General features: G+C 42.9%; 18 protein-coding genes. 11 read left to right on the forward strand and 7 right to left on the reverse strand.

The genetic code is table 11. From position 1 onward, the window contains the following. Position 1 precedes the first annotated feature (1 nt). Positions 2–1,945, reverse strand: coding sequence for an alpha-1,4-glucan--maltose-1-phosphate maltosyltransferase (locus tag E0E36_RS13170; RefSeq protein WP_242627207.1), 1,944 nt, complete (start codon positions 1,943–1,945; stop codon positions 2–4). A 352-nt stretch (positions 1,946–2,297) separates the two neighbouring features. Between E0E36_RS13170 and E0E36_RS13175 the strand changes: the two genes are divergently transcribed. From E0E36_RS13175 to E0E36_RS13185, 3 genes are all read left to right on the forward strand, one after another. Further along, complete coding sequence (locus E0E36_RS13175) at positions 2,298–3,311, forward strand: S66 peptidase family protein (RefSeq protein ID WP_130856350.1); 1,014 nt, start codon at positions 2,298–2,300, stop codon at positions 3,309–3,311. 236 nt (positions 3,312–3,547) lie between these two features. Beyond that, positions 3,548–4,078, forward strand: coding sequence for a DUF4142 domain-containing protein (locus tag E0E36_RS13180; protein ID WP_130856351.1), 531 nt, complete (start codon positions 3,548–3,550; stop codon positions 4,076–4,078). Positions 4,079–4,149: 71 nt separating this feature from the next. Beyond that, a complete protein-coding gene (locus E0E36_RS13185; protein ID WP_130856352.1) occupies positions 4,150–4,986 on the forward strand; it encodes an MBL fold metallo-hydrolase in 837 nt (278 codons plus the stop codon). Between the two features lie 2 nt (positions 4,987–4,988). On the opposite strand, the gene E0E36_RS13190 is transcribed toward E0E36_RS13185, so the two are convergent. The 5 genes from E0E36_RS13190 to E0E36_RS13210 form a co-directional block, all read right to left on the reverse strand. Continuing rightward, positions 4,989–5,363 (reverse strand): SpoIIAA family protein, encoded by a 375-nt coding sequence (locus E0E36_RS13190; protein WP_130856353.1) that lies wholly within the window; start codon positions 5,361–5,363, stop codon positions 4,989–4,991. Further along, positions 5,344–5,778: an SPW repeat domain-containing protein gene (locus tag E0E36_RS13195; RefSeq protein ID WP_130856354.1), complete on the reverse strand. Its 435-nt coding sequence runs from the start codon at positions 5,776–5,778 to the stop codon at positions 5,344–5,346. Before E0E36_RS13195 ends, E0E36_RS13190 begins: the two co-directional genes overlap by 20 nt. Positions 5,779–5,860: 82 nt before the next feature. Continuing rightward, a complete protein-coding gene (locus E0E36_RS13200; protein ID WP_130856355.1) occupies positions 5,861–6,238 on the reverse strand; it encodes an SPW repeat domain-containing protein in 378 nt (125 codons plus the stop codon). Then, positions 6,235–7,080 (reverse strand): manganese catalase family protein, encoded by an 846-nt coding sequence (locus tag E0E36_RS13205; protein ID WP_013665466.1) that lies wholly within the window; start codon positions 7,078–7,080, stop codon positions 6,235–6,237. The genes E0E36_RS13200 and E0E36_RS13205 overlap by 4 nt, the downstream gene beginning before the upstream one ends. A 243-nt stretch (positions 7,081–7,323) precedes the next feature. Then, positions 7,324–9,336, reverse strand: a complete 2,013-nt coding sequence (locus E0E36_RS13210; RefSeq protein WP_130856356.1) for a sensor histidine kinase — start codon at positions 9,334–9,336, stop codon at positions 7,324–7,326. A gap of 290 nt (positions 9,337–9,626) precedes the next feature. Here E0E36_RS13210 and tkt point away from each other — a divergent pair, with 290 nt between their 5' ends. From tkt to E0E36_RS13225, 3 genes are all read left to right on the forward strand, one after another. After that, positions 9,627–11,636 carry a transketolase gene (gene tkt, locus E0E36_RS13215; RefSeq protein ID WP_130856357.1) on the forward strand — a complete coding sequence of 670 codons (2,010 nt, stop codon included), beginning with the start codon at positions 9,627–9,629 and terminating at the stop codon, positions 11,634–11,636. Positions 11,637–12,045: 409 nt separating this feature from the next. Next, on the forward strand, positions 12,046–13,173 hold the full coding sequence (gene tal / locus E0E36_RS13220; RefSeq protein WP_130856358.1) for a transaldolase: 1,128 nt from the start codon (positions 12,046–12,048) through the stop codon (positions 13,171–13,173). Continuing rightward, entirely contained in the window at positions 13,173–13,793 is a 621-nt protein-coding gene (locus tag E0E36_RS13225; RefSeq protein WP_130856359.1) for an HAD-IA family hydrolase, read from the forward strand. The genes tal and E0E36_RS13225 overlap by 1 nt, the downstream gene beginning before the upstream one ends. A 597-nt stretch (positions 13,794–14,390) precedes the next feature. Here the strand turns inward: E0E36_RS13225 and E0E36_RS13230 are convergent. After that, positions 14,391–14,843, reverse strand: a complete 453-nt coding sequence (locus E0E36_RS13230; RefSeq protein ID WP_130856360.1) for a hypothetical protein — start codon at positions 14,841–14,843, stop codon at positions 14,391–14,393. Between the two features lie 380 nt (positions 14,844–15,223). Between E0E36_RS13230 and E0E36_RS13235 the strand changes: the two genes are divergently transcribed. The 5 genes from E0E36_RS13235 (at position 15,224) to E0E36_RS13255 (ending at position 25,596) form a co-directional block, all read left to right on the forward strand. After that, on the forward strand, positions 15,224–15,997 hold the full coding sequence (locus E0E36_RS13235; RefSeq protein ID WP_130856361.1) for a hypothetical protein: 774 nt from the start codon (positions 15,224–15,226) through the stop codon (positions 15,995–15,997). A 273-nt stretch (positions 15,998–16,270) separates the two neighbouring features. After that, positions 16,271–23,356 carry a T9SS outer membrane translocon Sov/SprA gene (gene sov, locus E0E36_RS13240; RefSeq protein ID WP_130856362.1) on the forward strand — a complete coding sequence of 2,362 codons (7,086 nt, stop codon included), beginning with the start codon at positions 16,271–16,273 and terminating at the stop codon, positions 23,354–23,356. Between the two features lie 625 nt (positions 23,357–23,981). Then, the gene (gene gcvH / locus E0E36_RS13245; protein ID WP_130856363.1) at positions 23,982–24,362 is read left to right on the forward strand and encodes a glycine cleavage system protein GcvH; all 381 of its coding nucleotides are present in this window, start codon (positions 23,982–23,984) and stop codon (positions 24,360–24,362) included. A 170-nt stretch (positions 24,363–24,532) separates the two neighbouring features. After that, positions 24,533–24,916 carry a VanZ family protein gene (locus E0E36_RS13250; RefSeq protein ID WP_013665475.1) on the forward strand — a complete coding sequence of 128 codons (384 nt, stop codon included), beginning with the start codon at positions 24,533–24,535 and terminating at the stop codon, positions 24,914–24,916. A 458-nt stretch (positions 24,917–25,374) separates the two neighbouring features. Next, the gene (locus tag E0E36_RS13255) at positions 25,375–25,596 is read left to right on the forward strand and encodes a FeoA family protein (protein ID WP_130856364.1); all 222 of its coding nucleotides are present in this window, start codon (positions 25,375–25,377) and stop codon (positions 25,594–25,596) included. Positions 25,597–25,602 lie beyond the last annotated feature (6 nt).

The following is a 25,602-nucleotide window of genomic DNA, read 5'->3' on the forward strand; positions in this document are numbered from 1 at the left end:
TTTATTGAGTTACATAAAAAATATGGGCAGGCATGAGGTAAGGATTCAGTTCTATATAATTCCATTCGCCAAACCATTCATACTTGTCTCCGCTTAGCAGATCGAATAAATGATAGGGCTTATCAGCATCTAAATGAAGGGCCGATAATGGAATCTTAACGAAGGCTCCCTGGCTATTGAAAAGATCAAGGTTCACGGCAATAATTAACCGGTCCTGCTTGCGTTGATCCGTTTTTACATAACAGATCAACTGGTCATTTTGTACCTCCGCAAACTCAATATTATACGTGTTTTGTAATGCGGGGTGCAGTTTCCGGATCCGGTTAAGTCGTGCAATGATTTCGCCTATCCGCGTATGTGCGTTCCAGTCCCAATGCTTTATCTCATACTTCTCATTGTTTGTGTATTCTTCTTTTCCCGGATGCGCTTCATTGAGACCAAATTCGTAAACCGGGCCGTAAATGCCATAATTGGCAGAAAGCGTTGCTGCGAGGATGGCACGCATGATATGGGCATTTTCTCCACACTCACTTAGCATGGGGGGTAAAATGTCGGGCGTATTAGGCCAAAAACATGGCCTAAAGTAGTATCGCATATCAGTTTTTGTGAGCTCATACAGGTATGTTTCGAGCTCCCATTTGGTGTTTCGCCAGGTAAAATAAGTATACGACTGATTGAAGCCTCCTTTTGCCAATTGCTCCATAATGCGTGGTCGGGTGAAAGCCTCTGCTAGGAAGATAGTTGCCGGGTGGTCTTTCCGAATTTCCGGTATCACCCATTCCCAAAAGGCGAGTGCTTTGGTGTGCGGATTATCAATACGGAAAATGCTAATCCCGATAGCAATCCAGTAGGATAGGACACTCTTTAGTTCGCTCCATAGATTTTGCCAGTCGGATGTCTCAAAATCGAAAGGTAGGATGTCCTCATAGCGTTTTGGTGGGTTCTCAGCGTATTGGATGGATCCATCAGGTCGCCATTTAAACCAGTTGGGATGGAGCTGCACATAGGGATGATCGGGGGCGCATTGAAAAGCGATATCCATGGCTATTTCGATATCATATTTCTTGGCTGATATGATTAGTTCCTGGAAGTCTTCTAAGCTGCCCAGTTGCGGATGAATCGCTTTATGTCCGCCATGTCGATTACCGATTGCCCAAGGTGACCCGGGTTCTTCCGGATTAGCGATAAGTGCGTTGTTCTTTCCTTTTCTTTTCACTTCACCGATGGGATGAATAGGAGGGAGGTAAAGCACGTCAAAGCCCATTTTTGCGATTCTCGGTAATAGCCGCTTGACGTCTTGGAAGCTTCCATGTTGTCCCGGTATCTCAGCGGTGGATCGTGGAAAAAGCTCATACCAGGTGCTAAAACCAGCCTTTTGACGTTCTGCCTCAATTTTGTAAACTTGGGTGATAGAAGTAAAGGGCTCTAAGCGGTACTGCCGCATAATGGGTAATGTCTCCTCCTTTAATGTCTTTAGTAAATCCTTTTCTATTGCGCCTTGTCGCAAAACCGCTCCCCACTTTTGCAGTTCGGGGAGCAATAAAGGAAGTTCGGTTGTGGCCTCTTCGAGCAGATTTGCGCCGATTAGCAAATCAACGTAAACATCTTGTTCGGCCTCTACCTTCTTTTGCAAGCCATTGATCCAGGAAGCATAGTGATTGACCCAAGCTCTTATACAGAAAAAGTAAACACCTATCGCGGGAAAGCGGAAGGTTGCTGCCCAATGATCATTGATCACATGCTGCATGGCAACCTCCTGCCACTCGTTTGCATGCTGCGCCTTTATGAAAAGGCTTGCAGATACTTGGTCGTGTCCGTCAGCAAAAAGATCAGCGGTAAAGGAAGTTTCATCATTTATCACTGCTTTTGAGGGATAGGTACCATTATCGATAGTGGGCATCACGTGCGTGATATAAACCCTTTGCCGACCCATTATATTATCCATATATCCATCCCCATTGAAATTAAAATCTATACTATTCAATGGTGCATCAGAATAGTGCCGGTATCCTTAAAAAGATATAACTCAAAAAAGATTGGTGTTTTTTAGTGCGATAACGTTCCACGCATGTAGGCACCGTCGGGATGAATGAACGTGTTGATGATATAGTGTGCATTTGGAATGATTTTTATATGGTACTGAAAAACTTACACTACTATAGCATAGAAGATGCATGTGTCATATGGTCGACGCCGCCAAAGGAATAGCCTGATGAAGCTAATCAACACAGGTCCCTACATAGTTGTTCAATACTGTTTAATTAAGGGCTTGCATATGCTCGCAAGACCTGTCAATCATGCTTTTGCTTGGAGAGATTCTTGTATATAAAAAGGAAAAGCAACGAATGATCGTAGACAAATTAAGACCCGGTGATCACATCCAAATCATCGCCCCTGCACAGAGCTTAATGCCCAAATTAACGCAAGAGATGCGTATTCGGGGCGTGAAGAGGTTAGAGGAATTAGGTTTAACGGTAAGCTTTGGAGATCACGTCCATGAAATAGATGAGTTTGGATCAACAACCATAGACAATCGCTTAGCGGATCTACATCGAGCTTACGAAGATAAATCGGTGAAGGCAATTTTAGCGGTATCCGGAGGAACAACATCTAACCAGTTATTGCCCTATATAGATTATAAATTGTTAAAAGACAACCCTAAAATTCTTTGTGGTTTGTCAGATATCACGGCTCTAATAAACGCCGTCTATGCTAAAACCGATGTAGTGACCTACTACGGCCCTCATTTCAATATGTTGAGTGCGGGAGAAGATCTTGGTTTCTCTCTCGATTATTTTCGCGCATGTCTTTTTGACGATAAGCCGATAAGCCTTAGCCCTTCGCTATTTTACTATAATTCTATATGGGAACATGAACAGTTGGATAATCCCGGTTATTGGGTAATTAATGAAGGAGATGTGGAAGGGAAAATTCTGGGAGGGAATTTCTTAACTTTTAACTTTTTACAGGGCAGCGAGTATCTGCCTGATACAAGTGACAGTATCTTTTTTTTGGAAGACAACGGTCCGGAAGATTATAAAAACGTTCAAAACCAGTTGCAAGCGCTTCTCAATCAACCTAGCTTTAGTGGGGTAAAAGCGCTCGCTATTGGTCGGTTTAAACAGAACTCGATGATGACCAAAGAGATTCTTACGAAAATTATCAAGACAAAAAAGCAACTCGACGGTATTCCGGTTATTGCCAATATCGATTTTGGCCATACCCTTCCAATGATAACCATTCCAATTGGAGGGCGCGCTCGTGTCATAGCCGATCCAACGAATCCCGTGATTGAATTACTGATACATTAAGTTGTGATCGCCATTACACCGATTCAGGCGATTCGTATGCGAATACTAAAATTTAAAAGGCATCGCTATGGTAATTTTAGGACATAGAGAAAACCTTGCCGGGAAATGGGGTGACCGAATCGTATCAGGCTGGAATAGGATACGATACTGATTTCCGTATTATTCAATTAAACGATAAAAATGAAGATTCGAGGCATGGATCATGCGTATACTTCTGATATAAATAAAATTTGCCTATGAAAAAGTATTTGATTTTTGCGTTTGTGTATTTGACGATAAGCCATTTCGTCTTATCGTGCAGTGATGATGATGACACCAACCCGGTGATGATGGATAACCAAACTTTTGTTTCGACGGCTGCGAGCAGCAATCAGTTTGAAATTATGGCAGGAGCGCAGGCCGTTGAAAAAGGAAGTGCTGAAGCCGTGCGAAGTTACGGAGAGCATATGGTGAACGATCACGGGAAAGCGGGTGAAGAGTTAAAAGCAATAGCGGAGACGCAGGGCTTTACGGTGCCCATGGAACTTGCAGCGAAGGAAAAGGCGAACCTAGACCAGCTGACACCACTTACGGGAGAAGCTTTTGACAAAGCTTTTGCGCAGATCATGGTGAAATCGCACGAAGAGGCGGTTTTGTTATTTTCCGAGGCAGCGAGTCAGAGCGGTGTACCGAACAGTGCTTTGAGGACTTGGGCGAACGAAAAATTGCCAACCCTTGAAGCGCATTTGGAAGATGCGAAAGCTTTGAATACTCAAATTAATCCCTAATTTCTTTCTAATTCTTCAAGTCGGAGGAGCACCGCCAAGTGCTCCTTCTTCGCTTAAAAAAATTAAAGTACATGATGAAAAAGAGTAATGATGGTAAGTTTATACCGATGACATCGGTCAATAGCAATAGCGGACAAGAAGTCACCAAGGATGTTTTTTACTATACCAATCAAATTGTTAATATCGTCATGATTGGTGAGGTTGGAAAAGAAGGATGGGTTTTGGTGGATACCGGTATGCCGAAGTGTGCAGACGAAATGATAGCGGTGGCTCGATCTCGTTTTGACGAACATCCTCCGGCAGCTATCGTGTTGACCCATGGGCATTTTGATCATGTGGGAAATGTAGTCGACTTATTGACCCATTGGCCCGATGTGCCGGTTTTTGCGCATCCCTTGGAATTCCCTTACTTAACAGGGCTACAGGACTATCCAGAGCCGGATACTTCAGTGGAAGGGGGTATGTTGGCGAAATTGGCGGCCATTTATCCACATGAATCGATCGATATTAAGGAACGACTGTTCCCTTTACCGGAAGACGGCCAAGTACCTTTTTTATCGGATTGGCAATGGATACACGTACCGGGACACGCTCCGGGTCAAATAGCTTTGTTCCGAGAAGGAGATCGTCTTTTATTGTCTGCCGATGCCATTGTGACGGTAAGGCAAGATGCACTCTATAAGGTGTTGATGCAAAAAAAGGAGATTAATGGGCCACCGCGATATTTGACGACTAACTGGAAAGCAGCCTATGATTCAGCCGTAAAGCTACAACAGCTAAGGCCTGCTCTCTTAATTGCCGGACATGGTGAGGCAATGGAGGGAAAGGATTTAACCATGGGTTTGAGTCGTTTGATAACAGAATTTGATAAAATCGCCATATCAAAACATGGTAGATTTGTGGACTAAAACTAAGCGGGCAATGGCGCTGAAACCCATTCACAGGCTATTTGCTGATCTTCCAGTCGATATGTCCGGATTTCACCGTGTACCAAGGGGCTGAGTATATCGTAGATTTTGCGAACCCACTGCTGATCGGATACGATGGCCATTCGATTCCATTTGCTAAAGTGTTCAAAACTGACTTTAATATATTCTAAAAGGGCCTGAAGACTGTAATCTTCAAAACCCGTTTCTAGCAATACAATAAAATTGATTTGAGGATAAGCTTTCGCAACTTCGGCGATACGCTGCACTACAATTTCTTTGTATTCTTCGCCGTTAACTTTTCCTTGCGCCCGATAAGCCACCACATGTGGTGGAAAATTATCCATTAATGCTAACATTTCTTTTCCGTTGTTTTGCTGAAGTATATATATGTTGATCACCTGGTTTTGGCATAACAATCCGTTGCGACTCGCGAACGGTAATTAAACCGGAGATGCATAATCCGATACCCATCAGCAGATGAAAAGCATAGGTAGTTTCTGAAAATAAATATAACCACGGCGATAAGGCCAAGTAAGCACCACCAAAAATATCGGCATATAAATGTATATCCATTGGGATGGTTTTCCGTACACCTCCCTCATAATTCGTTAACAAGGACATACCCAAAATCATTACACCAAACAATATACACAACACAGTAGCCGGTCGCTCCTCGCTAAAATGGAAAAGAAAGGGGGCAACTATTAGCAGTAAGGCAGCGCCATAATCTAATACGGCGTGCAGTATTCGGGGGAAGATTCTTACTAGCATAATATTTCAATTTTTTGTTCACATGAGTGAATTTCGTAGATTCAAAAAGCAGGCTGCCTCCCATAAAAGGCAGCCTGCTAGTTTAACTTAAGACACCGCCCTGAGCCACGCCATGTTGACTGGCGGGCGCGGTACAGAGGCCGGCAATAATGGAGAATACACCGACGATGAGATGAGGCAAAAATACCTGATCACTGAAATTAAGCAGCCAAGGCGATAAGGCCAATAATATGCCCAAGATGACATCCATTACCAAATGCGTTGACATCGGAATAACCTTGGCAACTCCGCCTTCATGCCGGGTAAGTAAAGCCATACCCAATACTAAAACACCGGCAATAATAGCACTGTACTTTGCCCCCGGGATATGGGAAAAACCCAGTAAGGTGGGAGCAAGAATTAATAAGATTCCCACTATATAGTCTAACATAGCGTGAACGCGTCTACTGATAAATTTCATATATTATCTTTTTTGTTTATCATTTGTTCAGCTTGGGCATAACCTTCTCTAATGGGGGGAGCTAGCATAGGTTCCTCGCCCATGGGTGTGCCATGCTCGTAGGTAAAAACGCCTTTGCCGTCAATGGAGGTTCCATCGGTCCATCGAGCAATCGGTTTTTCGGGCATATTAATATTAGTAGAAATAAAGGAGTAGGCAACGGAGCTAACTTCTTCTTCCTGCGGAAAGCTATTCGGAATAGGATGCGCGCTTGGGCCACCTAATTCCTCGAGAACGGCTAGCCACTGATTTTGATGCATGGTATCACGCGCAATCAAAAAGGCTAGCATGTCTTTCATGCCTGGATCGGTAGTTGATTCCCATAAACGCGTGGCTAAGGTACGCCCGGTAGCTTCCGCCATCACATTTGCGTGCATGTCTGCTGCTAGGTTACCACTTGCTACCACCCAAGAGCCGTTAAACGGTACACCGTTGGCATCGGCAGCCATAGCCGCTAAACCGGCAGAAAGGTAGTGGCGAGGGTCCATCCCTCCCATGATCTGTTCAACCACCGGATTGGACGACACCACTTCGTCAATAATAGAACCTTTCGCTCCCTCCAAGTTTAAGGCAACGGCCGTACACAACATCTCGATGTGCGAAATTTCTTCCGTTCCCGTCTCCAAAAGCATGTTTCTGTATTTTGCCGGCCCCCGGTTGCCCCAAGCTTGGAAAAGATACTGTAGACATACTCTAATTTCTCCTTCGATACCGCCGATTGCCTGTTGTAACAAACGCGCGAATTGCGGGTTGGGCTTATCAACCCGAACCTTGTACTGTAATCTTCTGTCGTGAAAAAACATAGCTGATTCTCTTTTAGTTAAACTATTGGATTTAACTATGATAATATCATGCCGTATCGATAATGCCCCCGAAATGGACATTATGATTCCGCAATAGTGGGATCGGACGAGTGGATTATACTAGGATAATATCTGTTTATTAGGACGTAGAAAAAACCTTGCCAAAAAAATGCATGGGTATGAGGGTAACCGAGGCGTAGCTTCATACAACCAAATATGGATCTGTTAAAGGCCGAGGAGGGTTTAAGGTGTTTTCGGTAATGGAAGTGTAATAACGAATTCACTGCCTTTCCCGTATTCGCTAACAACGTTGATTCTACCATCGTGTCGTTCAATGATCTCCCGGGAAAGATAAAGCCCGATTCCTAACCCTGCTATACCCGAAGTATTATCGGCACGATAAAATCGGGTAAAGACTTGTTGTTGTTGAGAAGACGTCAATCCCATGCCTTCGTCTCGGATGCTGATGGTAGCAACGGTTTCTTTCTTTTCGCATTGAACAAAAACCTCATTGGCGTTCGGTGAATACTTAACGGCATTGCTTAAGAGGTTAATGATAACCTGTTCGATTCGTTGTTTATCGGCTTTAATGGTAATCGGGTATGCGGGGCGGTTCAACGAAATATCGTGGCTATTGACGGAAAAGCGAAAAGACTCTACGGTTTCTTGGACCAGCTCGCCGAGATCGAACAGTTCGGTATTAAACTGAAGCTTACCAGCTTCGATTTTGGAAATATCCAATAATTCGGACACCAATTTGTTTAGTTTGTCTAATTGTTTTACGCTTTTATCAACAAACAGAGACGCCATTTTACTGTCGGGTTTCTTTTCCAACAATTGCAGATAGCCGTAAACGCTTGTAAGTGGTGTTTTAAGCTCATGACTGGCTAATGCGATAAACTCATCTTTCTTTGCGCTTAAGGCCTTGACCTCTTCGAATAACCTGGAATTGTCGAGGGCGATGGCTGCTTGGGCTGTGATGTTACTGATCAAGCTTTCATGGTGTACATTGAACTTGCCGGGCTCCGGATGTCCTAAAAACAGTCCGCCCATTACGACCCCTTTGGCAGAAACAACGGGAGCCGCCAAATAACTCACGACGGGAAGATGACCATGCGGCATTCCGTAGTAAGGGTAATTTTGACCGTAACGGGAATCTTTTCTGATGTCGTCGGATCGTACAATCTCATTGCCGTTGAAGGTTGGGTGAAGCAGGGGTGTGTCGCGCGGCATTTCCAAATGCTTAAGTGCTTCGGCTGGATAACCCGATACGGTAAATCGGGTTTTTATTGTTCCATCTACCTCAACTAAATGGTAAAAAAATGCACCAAAGGCTGCGCCGGTCACTTCTTTACTCGCATCTGTCACTTGCTGTAAAGTGCTCTGTACATCCAATTTCGAAGAAATAGCCCGGCTGATAGAATTGAGGGTTTCCAAATCCCGCGTGTACTGATAGATAGCATTTTGTACCTTCACTTCTTCCGATATATCCCGGGCGATTTTGGATGCACCTATAATTTTGCCTTGCTTGTCCCTAATCGGGGACACGGTGAGCGATATAAGTATTTCCTTTCCGTATTTATTGAGTCGTACCGTTTGATAATGGTCAACTTTTTCTCCTTTACGGACCTGCCCTAAAATATAGTCTTCCTCACTTAAGCGCGGTTTGGGGATTAAAATGGTAATGGATTTCCCCATTACTTCTTCCGCTGTATAGCCGAAAAGTCGCTCGGCACCAATGTTCCAACTAGTAATAATACCCTGAAGGTCTTTACTGACAATAGCATCATCCGATGATTCGACAATGGATGAAAGGAAAGCTTGCCGCTCTTCCAAGGGGGTACGGTCACTGATGTCAACTAGTGTAGCGTGAGTGCCGGTAATTTCACCAGCGGCATTATAAAGCACCTTGGGAAACACCAAGAGTTTTCGGTTTGTCCCGTCAGGTCGTTCAATGATTACTTCGGATTGATCGGTGCGATTTAGACCCTTAGCCGTTAAAGCAGTCGGAAATTCTTCTTCAGCCAGTTTCTTCCCATCGGGGCTATAGACCTTGTAAGCACCACTCCAACGGTCTTTTTGCAGGTTGGGCGTTCGGCCCCAAAGGGTGGCTGCAGCAGTATTATAAAAAATAATGGTGCCTTCGGTATTACAGGCATAAATAGCCACCGCTGAGTCGTAAACCAAATTGTGCAACAAAAAGTCGGCATCATTCCCAAAAGGGTTGTACGCCGCATTTGTAAAGGAGTCTCCCATTATTTAACCTAATTTCTTTGAACTGGTTTGTAAATATAGACTATTTCTATAATAGCCCAAGAGCTGGATGCCGAAATCATTACAAATTAAATGCCGAAAATTTGTGAAGCGTAAGCACTGTTTTCTGAATTTGAATTAAAACAATTATGACTTTATGATTAGAATCAATCAGTCAATTATTACGTTATATAGAAAAATCCAACACCGAAGCTGCTTAAATTTGTTATAGTTCTAGCAAAAGCTGAACATACAAAGGTGGGTCCAAATTGAATGATCATAAAAAGTTATCCATGACTAAAGAAAACAGTAACCCCTTAGACGGACTGAGTGTTAACACCATCCGTTTCCTGGCGACCGATATGGTGCAACAGGCAAATTCGGGCCATCCCGGGCTTCCGCTGGGAGCCGCGCCCATGGCATATGTTTTATGGAATCGTTTTCTGCGGTTTAATCCGAAAGATCCTAAATGGCCGAATCGCGACCGCTTCATCCTTTCTGCCGGCCACGGCTCGGCATTATTGTACAGTTTATTGCATTTATACGGATATGATCTGCCGCTGACTGAACTGCAACACTTTCGGCAATTGGGATCAAAAACACCCGGCCATCCGGAATCGGTGTTGACTCCAGGAATTGAGGTGACTACCGGTCCGCTAGGGCAGGGGTTTGGAAATGGCGTGGGAATCGCTATTGCTGAGCGGTTTTTAGCGACGAAATACAATAAAGAGAGCTACGATTTAATAGATCATTATACCTATGCGATTGTTAGCGACGGCGATTTAATGGAAGGGGTCGCTTCAGAGGCGGCATCTTTAGCAGGACACCTCAAGTTGGGCAAGCTTATTTATTTATATGATGATAATGCGATTTCCCTCGATGGGCCGACCAGCTTGGCCTTTACAGAGGATGTGCCTGCACGCTTTAGGGCTTATGGCTGGCAAACCTTAACGGTAGAGGATGGCAATGATCTGGATGCCATTGAGCAGGCCATTTTAGCAGCGCAGGCTGAAACCGAAAAACCCTCTTTAATATCCGTTAAAACGATTATCGGTTATGGCAGTCCGCAACAGGGAACGAATAAGGTACATGGCAATCCACTGGGTATCGAAAATCTAAAGAAAACGAAGGAGTTTTTCGGATGGGACCCGGAGAAAAACTTTTTTATACCGGAAGAAGTGAGCGATTACCTTTTGGGCCGAGGACAAAAAGGAGCTGAATTGCAACAGGCATGGAACGAGCAATTTACATCTTATAAAGTAGTTTTTGAAGCAGAAGCGAAGGACCTTGAAATTAGCTTTGAAGGTGAATTGCCAGCGGGCTGGGATAATGGGATGCCTACTTTCAATGCCGCGGATGCGCTAGCAACCAGAGAGGCTTCGGGAAAGGTATTGGAAGTATTGCGCCAAAACATAAGCTGGTTGATTGGCGGCTCAGCGGATTTAGCAAGTTCGAACAATACGCCTGTTAAAGGAGATGAAAGTTTCCAGCCGGGACATTACGACTTACGCAACATTTGGTTTGGTGTCCGCGAACACGGTATGGGCGCAATATTAAATGGTATGGCCTCTTACGGGGGTACGCGTGTCTATGGCGGTACCTTTTTGACGTTTTCGGATTATATGCGAGGAGCCATTCGTTTGGCAGCCTTAACGAAAGCACCGGTCACCTATATATTTACGCATGATAGTGTTGCCTTAGGTGAGGATGGCCCTACGCATCAGTCGGTTGAACATGTTTCGGCTTTGCGGTTAATCCCCAACTTGACGGTCATACGGCCGGCAGACGCTTTTGAGACGATAGCAGCCTGGAAAGTTGCTATGAGTCGACTAAAGGGGCCGGTAGCACTCATCTTGTCGCGACAGAAGTTACCGGTTATCGATCAGCAGCGTTACGCTTCCGGCGATAATTTAAGCAAAGGCGGCTATGTCTTAAGTGACACCGATGGTACCCCTGATATTATTCTTATAGCCACGGGGTCGGAGGTGCAACTCGTTTTAGAAGCGCAAGAGCAACTGACGAAGGAAGGCATTGGCGCCAGGGTTGTCAGTATGCCTTCCTTTGAACTGTTTAATCAACAGGATCAGGCCTATCGTGAGCAGGTTCTGCCACCTCATGTGGCCAAACGGTTAGCCGTGGAAGCAGGTGTGACGCCACTATGGTATCAGTATGTTGGTGCAGACGGAGATGTAATAGGCATCGATACCTTCGGTGAATCGGGTGAAGGCAAAGCGGTGATGACACATTTTGGTTTTACTGCCAGGCATGTTTACGATCGAGCTCTTAAGTTGTTGAAACGTTAAGTAGTTGAGACGTTGAGTAGTTGAGTAGGGAATTAGTTTAGTAGTTAAAGTGATGAATTATAATTGATGAACGAATGAATGATGAGTGATCAGTTGTGAGTTGCCCGTTGTGAGTTGTGAGAAAGGTTCGAGCGACTGATAACCGAAAGCTGATAGCTGATTTCCGATGGCTTCTTGCCACCGAAGGCAGCATGCATACCTTTGGAAATAGACACAAATAAATAATTATTATAATGAAACCTGCATGAGCTACCGCTCAAAAAAGAGCGTGATTAACGCGGCTCATGCAAGCTGAATTGCCACTAAAAGTCTAATTTAATCAGATGAAACCATCATGATTTATTCAAACCACACAGGGGTATGAATGAATCTGATAGCTTCATCGCCACTAAAAGTCTAATTTAATCAGATGAAAAATCCATTAGCAAAGATCCCTGATTTCGGCCAAAGTATATGGTTGGATTATATCAAAAGATCGTTTATTCAATCCGGTGAATTGAAGAAATTGATAGACGAAGACAATTTAAGAGGAGTTACCTCAAATCCTGCAATTTTCGAAGAAGCGATTGCACGTAGTGAAGACTATAATGATACCATCAGTGAATTGGGAAAGACGGATATCTCGAATGAGGAAATTTTTCTCAAAATGGCTATTGAGGATGTTCAGCATGCCGCTGATGTTTTTAAGGGGGTTTACGAACAGACCAAAGGACTGGATGGCTACGTAAGTCTAGAGGTTTCACCCGGTTTGGCATTGGATACCGAAGGCTCTATTGCAGAGGCACGATCGTCCTGGAAAGCACTTGACCGTCCGAATGTGATGATTAAAATTCCCGGCACAAAGGAAGGCTTGCCGGCCATTAAACAGTTGATAAGCGAAGGCATTAATATCAACGTAACGCTACTTTTTGGTTTAGACCGATATCGCGAAGTAGCGGAAGCTTATATTGCAGGATTAGAAGAACGGGCAGAAAGAGGAGAACCCCTGGAAAAAGTAACCTCGGTAGCAAGTTTCTTTTTAAGTCGCATCGACACAATGGTAGATACGATGTTAGACGAGGTTGCTGAAAATGATCCGAGTAAAGCTACAGCGGCAAAGCAGATTAAAGGACAGGTCGCAATCGCAAGTGCTAAAGTGGCATATAGTATTTATAACGAACTTTTTATGTCTGATCGTTTTCTGGAATTGGAAGCCAAGGGTGCTAAACCACAGCGTTTGCTATGGGCCAGCACCAGTGTGAAAAACAAAGCCTATGATGATCTAATGTATGTTGAAGCACTTATCGGCCCACAAACGGTAGACACCTTGCCAAAAGAAACCTTGAATGCCTATCGCGATCATGGCAACCCCGCAGCACGCTTAAAAGATGACCTTGAGCACGCACGTTATACGCTGTACAAATTGGAAGATATTGTTGGCATTAAGCTTTCAGACGTTACGCAACACCTGGAAGAAGAAGGGATTCAGAAATTTATTAAACCTTTTGATAGCTTGATGGACGTGCTAGCACAGAAACGCAAGGAGGTGGTTTCCTAATGCCTGAACACAATAGCACCATTAAAGCACTCTTTCTGGATATAGGAGGAGTGTTTTTAACAAATGGCTGGGATACAGAAGCTCGTAAAGAAGCAGCAATCAAATTCGGACTTGATTTTGAGGAACTGAATGGAAGACATCGTATCATCTTTGACGCCTATGAGTCAGGTAAATCTACTTTGGACGAATATTTGACTTTGTTAATATTCTATAAACCACGCAATTTTACACGAGAGGATATTAAAGCATTTATGATGCAAAAGTCGCAACCTTATCCCGAGATGATCGAATTGATCCGTACCATAAAACGGAAGCATCATCTTCTCACCATCGCCGTGAATAATGAAGGCAGGGAATTGAACGACTACCGCATTCAGCAATTTGACCTAAAGAGTTTTATTGATGTTTTTGCCTCTTCTTGTTTTGTGCATATGCGAAAACCCGATATGGATATGTATCAACTTGCAATCGATCTGGCACAGGTAAAGCCTGAAGAAATCGTCTATTTAGACGATCGCCCGGTCTTTATTGAGGCGGCTTGCCAACTGGGTATACAGGGTGTTGAACATGTCGATGTAGCAACGACGAAATCAGCTTTGGCTCAGTACGGATTAATATAGTATTGTTAAGTGGTTGAGTAGGGCGATGGTTAAGTAGTTGTTAACGCACAACGCCCTACTCAATTCTTAATTGTTCGCTGTTGATTGTTAGCTATCAGTAATCAGCTGTCAGAAATCGGCTTTCGGCTATTCCGAGTTATAAGTTCTACGTTATAGGTTTTACGTAAGGGCATCTGCTAATGTGGTAACCATTATCACATTGGCTCATTCCCCAGCTGTCAGTAATCAGCTTTCAGTCGCACCAGCCCTTATCACATCATCACATTGGCCAATTGGCTCATCGGCTAACCGACCGCAGGAAGCTCATGAGTGCCGAAAAAGCAAGCACTTACGAATAATTGTCACACTGGCTAATTGGCTAATTGTCACATTGGCTAATCAAGCTATAAGCCATAGGCTTTAGGCATTAGCTTTTAGCTATCAGAAATCAGCTTTCAGCCACTAACCTGTTCATCATCACATTGGCTCATCGGCTAATTATTCACTATCTGTTTTTATTATTAAGGTGTTCATGAGCTCACTTTGTTCGGTTATCACATTGACCAATTAACGTCTCAACAACTTAACTATTTCCCTACTCAACAACCTACTATTCAACTATTTTTCTTTACTAAGGTTAATCGTGATCGAGTGTTCGTCCAAACCTTCAATGTGCTCATCGGTAAAAATGTCTTTTGATTTCTCCTGAATGGCAGTGAGTAAATCCTCTGCCGATCCTTCGTAGTCTACTAAGATCACAGAGCCGGATGGACTGAATTTCATCTTGGTACTTTCGACTCCCTTGCACGTCTCAACCTGCTCGTTTAGCTTTTTAAGATTCGTGAGGTTAATACCGGAAATATTAATGGTCGTAAAATCTTCTTCCGCACTTTCCTTTTTCTTAAAAAAGCCTAACACTTTATCACCGGTTCCTTTTGTTTTATCGGCTGTGTTAGATGCTTTTTCTACTTTGTTTAATGCTTGGTCTACTTTATCAAATAAACTTTGCGCTTTCACGCTGGCCACACACAAAAAAATCAGGGGGGCACAGCAAACAATTAACTTTTTCATAATCCAACTTGTTATTTAATACGTTTCAGTTTGTTCAGGTAAAGGGCTAATAAAATACTTTATGGACTCTTTCTGTAATACACATTAGCTTAACAAAATTGCTTGATTCCGTATGGTTCTACAATCCTCATAAATGAGTTATTTTTTCTACAGGTTTTCCGGTAGTTTTAGATCGTTTATTGCTCAAGAAAATGAACAAGATGAATAAGCGACTTTAGATCATGATTTTTCGACTTTCACTGCCGTTCCTTGTCAAAATATGCGTGATTCTCAGCTAAGTGATGAAAATCGTCATGATGAAACTTGAGGTTCTGAATTATAGGAAATAAACCGAATTAGATATTTTAGCCTTCTTTTAACTTAATTCGTTTAATAATTTTATGCGTATTTTAACAATTAACCGTAACTGCTTAATTTTATGTGTCTTGTTCATATTGATCTTCATTGGCGGATGTAAAAAGGATGATCCCGTCAACCCGACCCCGGAAGTTCCGTCACTTACAATGGCCCAACTTTATCAACACGCTATTTTGGATGCAATGGTAGCCGATAGTTCGGAAGTCATTGACACACTTTGGCAAATTTCGAAAGAGAACACGGCGCTGCAATGGAAAACAATCAATGGGAAAGACTATGTTTTATTAGCCAGCTTTATGCGCTATCCGAACAGCTACCCGGTAGGAGATTCCATTACGAACGTATGGGGCGAATCTTGGGTCTTTATTCCTCAACAAATGAAAGCGCGCATTGGCAAAGACTTACAGACTACCAGTGATACGACCATGCGTATCTGTCAGCTCTTAGGTCTGCCTCCAGCCAACGAAAGAAGCAACACACATATTGCGGAAATGTGGGTAAACCCCGAACGCCTGTATCGACCTGCCGGAGATCCGAGAGTTGCTACACGGACAGCGGGGGCAGTATTAAGTAATAACGTTTCAGAAACTTATAACACTTGGTTCAATAATTATATTCTTTTTGCTTATTATAGAACCCTCTCCGGTTCTGCTGATTTTCATTATCCTTGGACTCGCTTAGGTTATACGTATGATTGGGCTCCTGACAGCCCTGAAGTCGGTCTGAGTGAATACGTACTTCAGGCAAGCTCGGGGTCTTGGGTCGAACGTGTAGCTCCGGTCGGAAGCTATTTTTGATAGCCTTCGTAATACACCCGGAAATGTAAAAGAAGAGTTAACGGCTTTGCTCTTTGAATTAAAAAGAAAGCCTGTCTTCTTATACACGGAAAAAAATAATTATCTACGAATTAGTGTTTCTCGGTTAAAATCTGAACAAAATGAACAAAGGCCATGTGTGCACTTTTTTGTTCGTTTGTACCTGAATTGGTGGTGTTTTTTTAAGCCATAGTAATGGCCTAAACTCAAGTTATCAATTATATTATAAAGCAAGTACATTCATTTACCTGTGCTGTGAGAAATACCTTTTCGAGTATACTATTTTTTCTTTTTTTCTTTTCAGTTCCGGGGGCGATAGATGTTTTGGCCCGGCAAAAGCCGGCATTATCAACTAATAGAGATAGCACTAAGAATGTAAGTGATAGTACGGGAGTGCTTTATCCCATTAAGGACGAACCTTTCCTAAATTTATACCAACGAGATAATGGTATTCATCTTCGTAAGCCCGGGACTATCAAAAGGGAAATAGACTTTGATCCCATTGGTAGGCAATATATCATTCGAGATAATATTGGAAGCAGCATGTACCGTCCGCCACAGTACTTGAGTATTGACGAATATCAGCAATATGAAAACCAATCGTTGAAAGAACGTACTTGGCGAGAGCTGTCGGATGACTTTTCCAGACGTGCGCGGAAAGATGGATGGATTCCTAGTATTCAAGTGAATAGCCCTACTTTCGAGAAGATTTTTGGTGGAAATACGATTAATATTATACCTAGGGGAAGTGTGGATGCTACCATTATGGGACAATATAATAAAAACGATAATCCCATGTTCAATGAGCGCCAACGGAAGCAATTCGGATTTGATTTCGATCAGCGTATCCAGATGAACTTAACCGGTCAGATCGGTGATCGAATGCGCATCATTACCAATTATAATACGGAGGCGCAGTTCGACTTTGAAAATCAGATTAAGTTTGACTACGTGGGAAAAGATGACGCAATCATTCGTCGTATCGAAGTGGGTAATGTAAGTATGCCTTTAAATTCTACATTAATTTCAGGCACACAAGCTCTTTTCGGTGTAAAGACGCAATTGCAATTTGGTAAATTGGGGGTAACGAGTGTCTTTTCACAGCAACGATCGCAAAGCAAGGAGATCACTATTACCAATGGCGCGCAGCAAAATGAGTTTTCGTTGAAAGCTGACGAGTACGAACAGAACAAGCATTACTTCCTTGCGCAGTACTTTCGCGACAATTATAACAGAGCAATGTCCAACGCTCCTCTATTATTAACGAATGTTAATATTACGCAGATCGAAGTTTGGGTTACGAATAGGAGCAACTCGATCGAAAATAGCCGAGATGTATTGGCTTTTATGGACTTAGGAGAAAGTCGCCCCTGGAATCCGATGTTTAATCAGCCGGGAGGTTCTCAGTTACCGGCGGCGGGTGTGGTAGGCGACCCTGCCTTTCCTGAACAGTCGAACCGGCTCTTGCAGATTTTGCAACAGCAATACCCCGATGCCCGCTATAGCTCATCAAATGCTGTTGCCGCCCTTTTCCAAAGTAGTGGAGCTAACGACAACTATGCTCGCCTTTCCAATGCACGGAAATTAACGGAAAAGGAGTATACTGTGAATCGACGGTTGGGATATATTTCCTTAAATACACCATTAAATGCTGATCAGGTACTGGCGGTTGCTTATCGCTATACAGCCAACGGGAGGGAATACCAGGTAGGCGAATTTTCTACGGATATTCCTATTAGCCCATCTAATCCACAGGTGCTCTTTACCAAGTTGTTGAAAAATGAAGTATTGAAGCCTAATTTACCTGTTTGGGACCTAATGATGAAAAACATCTACTCGATCGGTGCTTATCGGGTAGGACGAAATAATTTTATTCTGAATGTCTTTAGACTGGAAGACGAAACGGGGGTTGAACGGCCGGTGATGTTTGAAGGGAAAAATACCACCAACAAATTATGGCTGCAGTTGACAGGCTTGGACCGACTTAATCCACAGAATGATCGACAGCCTGACGGGGTTTTTGACTTTTTGGAAGGCCTGACGATCGACCCGGAATATGGAAGGGTTGTATTCCCGGTAGTGGAACCTTTCGGAAAGGATTTGAAGAGCTTATTCGCCCCGGGAGAGGAGCAGTTGGCAGAGCGGTATGCGTTTCAAGAACTCTATGACTCAACCAAGGTGGTTGCACAGCAACTGTTTGCCAACAAAAATAGATACGCAATACGCGGCACCTATGAATCCGAAGCAGGATCGGAGTTCCAGCTAGGAGCGATTAACATCCCCCGAGGGTCGGTGCAGGTCTATGCAGGTGGGATTCCCTTGCAAGAAGGGGCAGACTTTACGGTGGATTACGAAATTGGAAGGGTACGCATCTTAAATGAGGCGCTACTAAGATCCGGGCAGGCCATTCGAATAAAGATGGAAAACAATGAACTCTTTGGCTTACAACAACGGACCTTATTTGGGTCCCGATTAGATTATATGGTGAACGACCAACTTCAACTGGGCGGTACCATTATGAATTTATCGGAACGACCGCTAACGCAAAAAGTCAATTTAGCGCAAGAACCAATCTCCAATACCATTTGGGGATTTGATGTGAACTATAACGCTCCTTCTCGATGGCTTACGCGTATGGTGGATAAAATTCCATTTATTAATACACGTGAGGAATCTACTATTTCCTTCTATGGCGAATTTGCTAATCTGATACCGGGACATTCGAAGGCAACCAATATCGCCGGATCCAGAAATGGCGCCAGCTATATTGATGATTTTGAAAACAGTCGGTCTATAATTGATTTAAAAGGCGCCTATAGCTGGCAAATTTCGGGTACGCCTCAATTGTTTCCCGAGTCACAGCTATCTAATGATTTACGCTATGGCTACAACAGGGCCCGACTAGCCTTCTATAATATTGATCCGGTTTTTTATCGGAATGATAATAGTCTTACACCTGCGAATATTAGGGGTAATTTAACGGAATTGTCGAACCATTACGTACGGGAGGTATTGGAACAGGAGGTGTTTCCGAATAAGCAAACGGTTACCGGACAGCCTTTGTTCATGTCTACACTTGACCTCAGTTTTTATCCTACAATAAGAGGTCCTTATAACTATACGCTTTCCGGTGTAAACAGTGATGGTACCTTAACCAATCCCAAATCCCGCTGGGGAGGTATGTTCCGACAAATTCAAACGCCTGATTTTGAAGCACAAAATATCGAATTTATCGAGCTTTGGATGATGGATCCGTTCATTTATAAACCACAGGATGAGGGTGGGGATCTTTATTTCAACTTGGGAAATATCTCGGAAGATATCTTAAAAGACGGACGTCGGGCCGTGGAAAACGCACTGCCTACGAATGGCAATTATGCAGAAATGGACCTAACCAATTGGGGAAGAGTTCCTAAACTGCAACCCATGGTGCAGGCCTTCGCGAATAATCCCGATCAACGCGCATTACAGGATGTCGGCTTAGATGCCTTGAACGATGCCGACGAACGAAATCATTTTTCGAACTTTCTGTCGCAAGCTAGTGCAACGTTAAACCCGCAACCTTTACAGGAGTTAAATAACGACCCCTCAAGCGATAACTTCAGCTATTTTAGAAGTGCCGAATTGGATGCGCAGAATGCCGGTATTCTAAAACGGTATGAGCGATTTAACGGGACGGAGGGTAATAGCAAAACTGCGGAGCAGGCCGGGGCAGGAGATGGAGTCAATACGTCGGCATCTACCTTATTACCCGATGGGGAGGATGTCAATCGGGATAATACCATGAACCAGATCGACGAGTATTATCAGTACCGTGTTTCTGTTCGTCCGCAGGATATGATGGTGGGTAAGAACTTTATTGTGGATATGATTGATGCACCCGTTACCTTGGCCAATGGTAAGAAGGAAAATGTGAAATGGTATCAACTACGCATTCCAATTACGCAATACGAATCCAAGGCAGGCGATCCCCAAGACTTTAAGTCTATTCGCTTTATACGGATGTTCATGACAAATTTCGCGGATACGTCTATCCTAAGAATGGCGAGATTACAATTGGTAAGGGGCGAATGGCGGCGATTCAATTCGGAACGATCGCCTACAAAAGTCATTGCAGATCCAACTTTAAATAATCCGGGTTTAGACAATTCTACCATTGAAGTAGCGGCGGTTAGTATTGAAGAAAACGGGAACAGGCAACCGATTCCGTACGTAGTTCCTCCGGGCATCGAACGACAGATCGATTATGGCAATTATAACACAAATGTACAATTGAATGAGCAGGCTTTGTCGGTCACCGTCAACCGGTTGCGAGATGGTTATGGACAAGCGGCCTATCGTACTTCCACCAATGACTTTCGAGCTTATAAACGCTTGCAGATGTTTGTTCACGCGGAAGGCGATGAGTTGCGAAGTGGAGATTTACATGGTTTTATAAGGGTGGGAACCGATGGCATCGAAAACTATTATGAGTACGAAATGCCACTCGAAGTAACGACGCCGGGAAGCCGGGATCCGGACGCCATTTGGCCGTCAAGTAATCGTATGAATGTCGAAATTAAGCTATTCCAGGAAGCAAAAGAAGCAAGAAATAAAGCTACCCTACCCGATGGTAGTCCTTGGCCGATCAATTTGCCCTATAGCTTTGTGGATGGCACAAATACCGTGACGATTAAAGGACAACCGGACATCAGTAAAATCAGATTCTATATGCTGGGTGTCAAAAATCCGTTGAAAGGACAAAATAATGCAAATGATGACGGGATGGAGAAATCAGGTGTTATTTGGTTCAATGAATTACGTTTGACCGATTATGAGGATAACGGGGGATGGGCCGCAACAGCTCGGTTAAATGCTAAATTGGCCGATTTCGCGGATGTGACGGTTTCTGGAAGTAAGAGTACCATTGGCTTTGGTGCAATCGACGCGCGAATCAATGAGCGAAATCGGACGGAAGATCGATTTTTTGACTTTACAAGTAGTGTGGAACTGGGTAAGTTCTTCCCCGAACGCACGGGCATCAGAATTCCTTTTTATTTTAATTATTCAAGTCAGGTGCGTACCCCACAATACAATCCCTTAATGCCGGACATTGAAATGAAATCGGCACTGGATGGACTGAATGATAATCAAAAAGATTCCCTTCTGCGCCTGACGCAGGATTATACGACGCGCAAAAGTATCAGCTTCATGAACGTGCGGAAGTTGCGTATGGATAACGAAAAACCGGTACGTTTGTGGGATATCGAGAACTTTAGCGTCTCCTATGCTTTCTCACAGTTTTACCATCGTGATTATTTGACAGAGAAATCCGTTCAAAACAATTATCGCGCTTCACTATCTTACGATTATGTGCAAAATAAAGATAAGTACATCGAACCGCTGAAGAAATTATTTAAGGGAAGATATACTCGTCTATTAAGTGATCTGAACTTTAATTTGATGCCTTCTTTTATTAATTTTCGGATTGATGTACAAAGACTTTACACCGAGAACACACTTCGTACCGGCAGTTCACCGGATAACTACCTGCCTGCCGGTAATATAGGTACCCTCTATAATAAGAATTTTACGATGACGCGGCTATATGGTATCAGCTGGAATCTTACCCGCTCACTAAAGCTGGATTTTAATGCTACTAACTATTCTATTATAGATGAACCGCAGGGACGTTTGGATGGCTTAAAGCGTGATACTTTATGGGAAAACTTCTGGAAGTTGGGGAGAACGACTGACTATAACCATATGATGAATTTAACCTATAATGTGCCGCTGGATAAAATTCCGGGACTTGATTGGATTAATGTAGCCGCTCGTTATGGAAGTCAGTTCGCTTGGCAGACCCAACCCTTATTGGCAATCAACGACCCGAACCTGAATATTGGAAATACGATTCAGAACTCGCGGACTTTGCAACTAAATCCGCGATTCAATCTTTTGGGGCTCTTTAATAAATTCCCCTTCTTTAGGGATGCGCGAAATGGACGAAGTCCGAACAAAGGAACTGAAATCCTGGCAAACTTTGTTTCCAGCATTAAGGATATTAACGCTGCTTACACGAGGGTTGATGGAACGTTCTTACCTGGATATCTGGGGAAAACAAATATGCTGGGTTTGGACTTCGATATGAATGCCCCGGGCTTCGGATTCATCTTTGGTGGACAAGGGGATATATTGGGAAAAGCGATTGCCAATGGATGGTTGAGTACCGATAGCCTGCAAACGCAACTTTATGCGAAGTCTTTACGCGAGGATTTGAGTATCCGCGCTACACTGGAGCCCTTTAAGGATCTACGGATCGACTTAACAGCTACGCGGATTGAAAATAGAAATTTTACCACGCAAGTGCTCTTTAACGAAGATACGCAAGGATTTGAGCGGGTAACACCGGTTACAGCAGGGGATTACAGTATATCGTATCTCTCTTTGAAAACGGCCTTTTCGAACAAAGATGAGCTTTTCAAAACTTTTGAAAGAAACAGAGGGACAATCTCACGAAGATTGGGACAATTAAATCCCAATTCGGAAGGAACGATCGGCGATTTTGCTGATGGATATGGAAATACGGCACAAGACGTAGTAGTTGGCGCTTTTCTGGCGGCTTATACAGGCAAAAGCCCGGAGAAGCAGAGCTTAGGTGTGTTCCCGCGTATACCGATACCTAACTGGCGTATTATGTATAATGGATTGGCGAAATATCCTTTCTTTAGCGAATATTTATCCTCGTTGGAACTGGTACATGGTTATCGAACACTCTATAATATTAATGGTTACACCACACTTATTCGATATGGTGAAACGAATGGCGCGTCTTCGGTGAGAGATGTCAATGGAAACTTTTTGCCACAATATCAATTCTCACAAATTACTTTACAAGAGCAATTTTTACCCTTGATTGGCTTCAACGCTCGTTTCAAGAATAACCTAACAGCCAATGCGGAATATAGGAAGGCTCGGACTTTAAGTCTTAGCCTGCAGAACAGTCAATTGGCACAGCTACTGGACGAAGGCTTCATTTTGGGGGCAGGCTATCGTGTTGCTAATTTTAGATTTCCCTTTGGTTGGTTTGCAGATAGAAAAGTTTCAAACGATTTGACCTTTAAACTGGATGTGGCTATCAATGATATGAAAACCTTGGTATACCGGTCCGATTCCGAGTTTTCTGAAATGGCCTCAGGAAATAAAAATATTACTTACCGACCGTCTATCGATTATATGTTCAATAATCGTTTTAATATCCGAATGTTCTTCGATAGCAATGCAGTGAAGCCTTATACTTCGCAAACCTATGCAACGGCCTATAGCAACTTCGGATTCAATTTGAGGATATTATTGCAGTAAGGAGTAGTTAATAGGGAAATAGTTGAGTAGGGAAATAGTTGAGTTGTTGAGACGTTAATTGGTCAATGTGATAACCGAACAAAGTGAGCTCATGAACACCTTAATAATAAAAACAGATAGTGAATAATTAGCCGATGAGCCAATGTGATGATGAGAGGCTAGCGCAACTGAAAGCTGAAAGCTGATTACTGAAAGCTCGTTGATTATTCGTAAGTGTTTGCTTTTTCGGCACTCATGAGCTTCCTACGGTCGGTTAGCCGATGTGATAATGAGCCAATTGGCCAATGTGATGATGTGATAAGGGCTGTGCGACTGAAAGCTGATTACTGACAACTGGTGAATGAGCCAATGTGATAATGGTTACCACATTAGCAGAAGCCCCTACTTAAAACCTATAACTTAGAACTTATAACCAAATAGCCGAAAGCTGATAGCTAAAAACTAATAGCTAAAAATCACTATTCCCTACTAACAAGTTCCCCATCCCGCTCAGGGGCTAAAGCATAGAGCCACGCAATGAAAATTGCATTTGAAAGCAATTTTATCTAAGTTTGGCAAAAAAACAACATGAATATACCGGTCTTCTTAACGAAGAAGGGTTACTAAAGCACTAAACAAAATAATAATGAATTTTCCAGCTGAATTAAAGTACACGAAAGACCACGAATGGATCCGTGTAGAGGGCGATGAAGCAACCATAGGAATTACTGAATTTGCTCAGCGTGAATTAGGCGATATCGTTTTTGTAGACATCAATACGGTGGGTGATGAGGTGGCTGTTAATGACGTATTTGGTACGGTGGAAGCAGTAAAAACCGTTTCTGATTTGTACATGCCGGTGACATCAACTGTGTTAAGTTTAAATGAAGCGTTGGATGGGTCGCCGGAATTGGTAAACAATGACCCTTATGGTGACGGTTGGATTATTAAAGTGAAAATCAGTAATAGTGCAGAGCTGGACGGATTACTTTCTGCTGAAGCATATCAAGCATTGGTAGGAGCTTAATACGCTGCTTTACCGAATTCGATTTTGTCATTAATATTACGTATTACGAGACAAGTGAAAGCGATAGATTGCTTCTTTTAATAGTAGTCTATCGCTTTAATTTTTTACTATTGGTTTATTTCTTGATCATTTTATAGAATGATACTTTTATTCTCCCCCTGCGCTAAGCTATGAAGCATTTTATATGGGCCATCTTGTGGGCCGTAGTTGTATTGTTACTTACTTGTTTGCCAATGGATAACACGACAGAAAAAGTACCGCACTTTGAAGGAATGGACAAATTGGTACATACTGGATTTTTCTTTGTTTTTTCGGTTTTGCTCTGTTTAGGTTACGCAAGAAAAAAGAAAACTCATCAGCCTCAATTCGGTATTTTTTTGAAAGCGCTCATTTTTTCGGCAATATTTGCTTTACTTACAGAATTTTTACAGTATCAGTTCTTTACCTATCGTAGCGGTGATTGGTGGGATGTTTTTGCCGACATGACTGGTACGGGTATGGGATTATTTTCGTACCTCGTGTTGCATAGAAGCTATAGGGCAGCAAAAATATAACGTGAAAAGTTAAAACAAGAAGTATCTGAGTTTTTTAACATAGAATGAAAATTTATATGAACAATAGGTATATCCTTTTCTTTTTAGTTGGCTTATGCCTCTTGCTTAGTTCTTGCGGACTTTTCAAAAAAGGATGTAATTGCCCGCCAATTAGTAAACACTATAGAACCGTGAACCGATAGCTATGAGTTTATGAAGCGCTGATTTAGTCGTGAATTTGTAAGAAGCTAATATCTTTTTTTGAATCATTCTAAATAAAGCTTACCTTTGGATTTGTTTGCGACAAGGCTCCTTGCCTTCTGTGGGTCGTCACTGTCGACGGATTGGAAAGGCACCTAGGGAAATGTCGCATTTCACGATGTCGGATGTTGAATCTGTATTCATAAACCTTTAGGTTTTGAATATAGCCTTGCCTACCGGCAGGTCGACCGTCGACTAGAGATAAAAAATATTTACGGATGAAACTGACAGCATTAAAAATCGGAAGTTCCGGTATTATTAAAGATTTTACTGACCTAAACCTTTCCATAAAGCTTATGGAAATGGGATGTTTACCGGGAGAACGGATTACTTTTGAACGGGTGGCTCCTTTGGGAGATCCCATTGCGGTGTCGATTGCCGGTTATCAGCTTAGTTTGCGAAAGGAAGAAGCGGCAACTATTATTGTTGAGGGATTGTAAAATATA

The sequence above is a fragment of the Olivibacter jilunii genome (assembly GCF_900607235.1).
GTDB classification, from domain to species: domain Bacteria; phylum Bacteroidota; class Bacteroidia; order Sphingobacteriales; family Sphingobacteriaceae; genus Olivibacter; species Olivibacter oleidegradans.

Coding starts and splice junctions, on each gene's coding strand:
- gcvH (WP_130856363.1), top strand. CDS start 23,982: ATGAATTTTCCAGCTGAATTAAAGTACACGAAAGACCACGAATGGATC.
- E0E36_RS13250 (WP_013665475.1), top strand. CDS start 24,533: ATGAAGCATTTTATATGGGCCATCTTGTGGGCCGTAGTTGTATTGTTA.
- E0E36_RS13235 (WP_130856361.1), top strand. CDS start 15,224: ATGCGTATTTTAACAATTAACCGTAACTGCTTAATTTTATGTGTCTTG.
- E0E36_RS13175 (WP_130856350.1), top strand. CDS start 2,298: ATGCTTTTGCTTGGAGAGATTCTTGTATATAAAAAGGAAAAGCAACGA.
- tkt (WP_130856357.1), top strand. CDS start 9,627: ATGACTAAAGAAAACAGTAACCCCTTAGACGGACTGAGTGTTAACACC.
- E0E36_RS13210 (WP_130856356.1), bottom strand. CDS start 9,336: ATGGGAGACTCCTTTACAAATGCGGCGTACAACCCTTTTGGGAATGAT.
- E0E36_RS13185 (WP_130856352.1), top strand. CDS start 4,150: ATGATGAAAAAGAGTAATGATGGTAAGTTTATACCGATGACATCGGTC.
- E0E36_RS13195 (WP_130856354.1), bottom strand. CDS start 5,778: ATGCTAGTAAGAATCTTCCCCCGAATACTGCACGCCGTATTAGATTAT.
- E0E36_RS13255 (WP_130856364.1), top strand. CDS start 25,375: ATGAAACTGACAGCATTAAAAATCGGAAGTTCCGGTATTATTAAAGAT.
- E0E36_RS13170 (WP_242627207.1), bottom strand. CDS start 1,945: ATGGATAATATAATGGGTCGGCAAAGGGTTTATATCACGCACGTGATG.
- E0E36_RS13225 (WP_130856359.1), top strand. CDS start 13,173: ATGCCTGAACACAATAGCACCATTAAAGCACTCTTTCTGGATATAGGA.
- tal (WP_130856358.1), top strand. CDS start 12,046: ATGAAAAATCCATTAGCAAAGATCCCTGATTTCGGCCAAAGTATATGG.
- E0E36_RS13205 (WP_013665466.1), bottom strand. CDS start 7,080: ATGTTTTTTCACGACAGAAGATTACAGTACAAGGTTCGGGTTGATAAG.
- E0E36_RS13180 (WP_130856351.1), top strand. CDS start 3,548: ATGAAAAAGTATTTGATTTTTGCGTTTGTGTATTTGACGATAAGCCAT.
- E0E36_RS13200 (WP_130856355.1), bottom strand. CDS start 6,238: ATGAAATTTATCAGTAGACGCGTTCACGCTATGTTAGACTATATAGTG.
- E0E36_RS13190 (WP_130856353.1), bottom strand. CDS start 5,363: ATGTTAGCATTAATGGATAATTTTCCACCACATGTGGTGGCTTATCGG.
- E0E36_RS13230 (WP_130856360.1), bottom strand. CDS start 14,843: ATGAAAAAGTTAATTGTTTGCTGTGCCCCCCTGATTTTTTTGTGTGTG.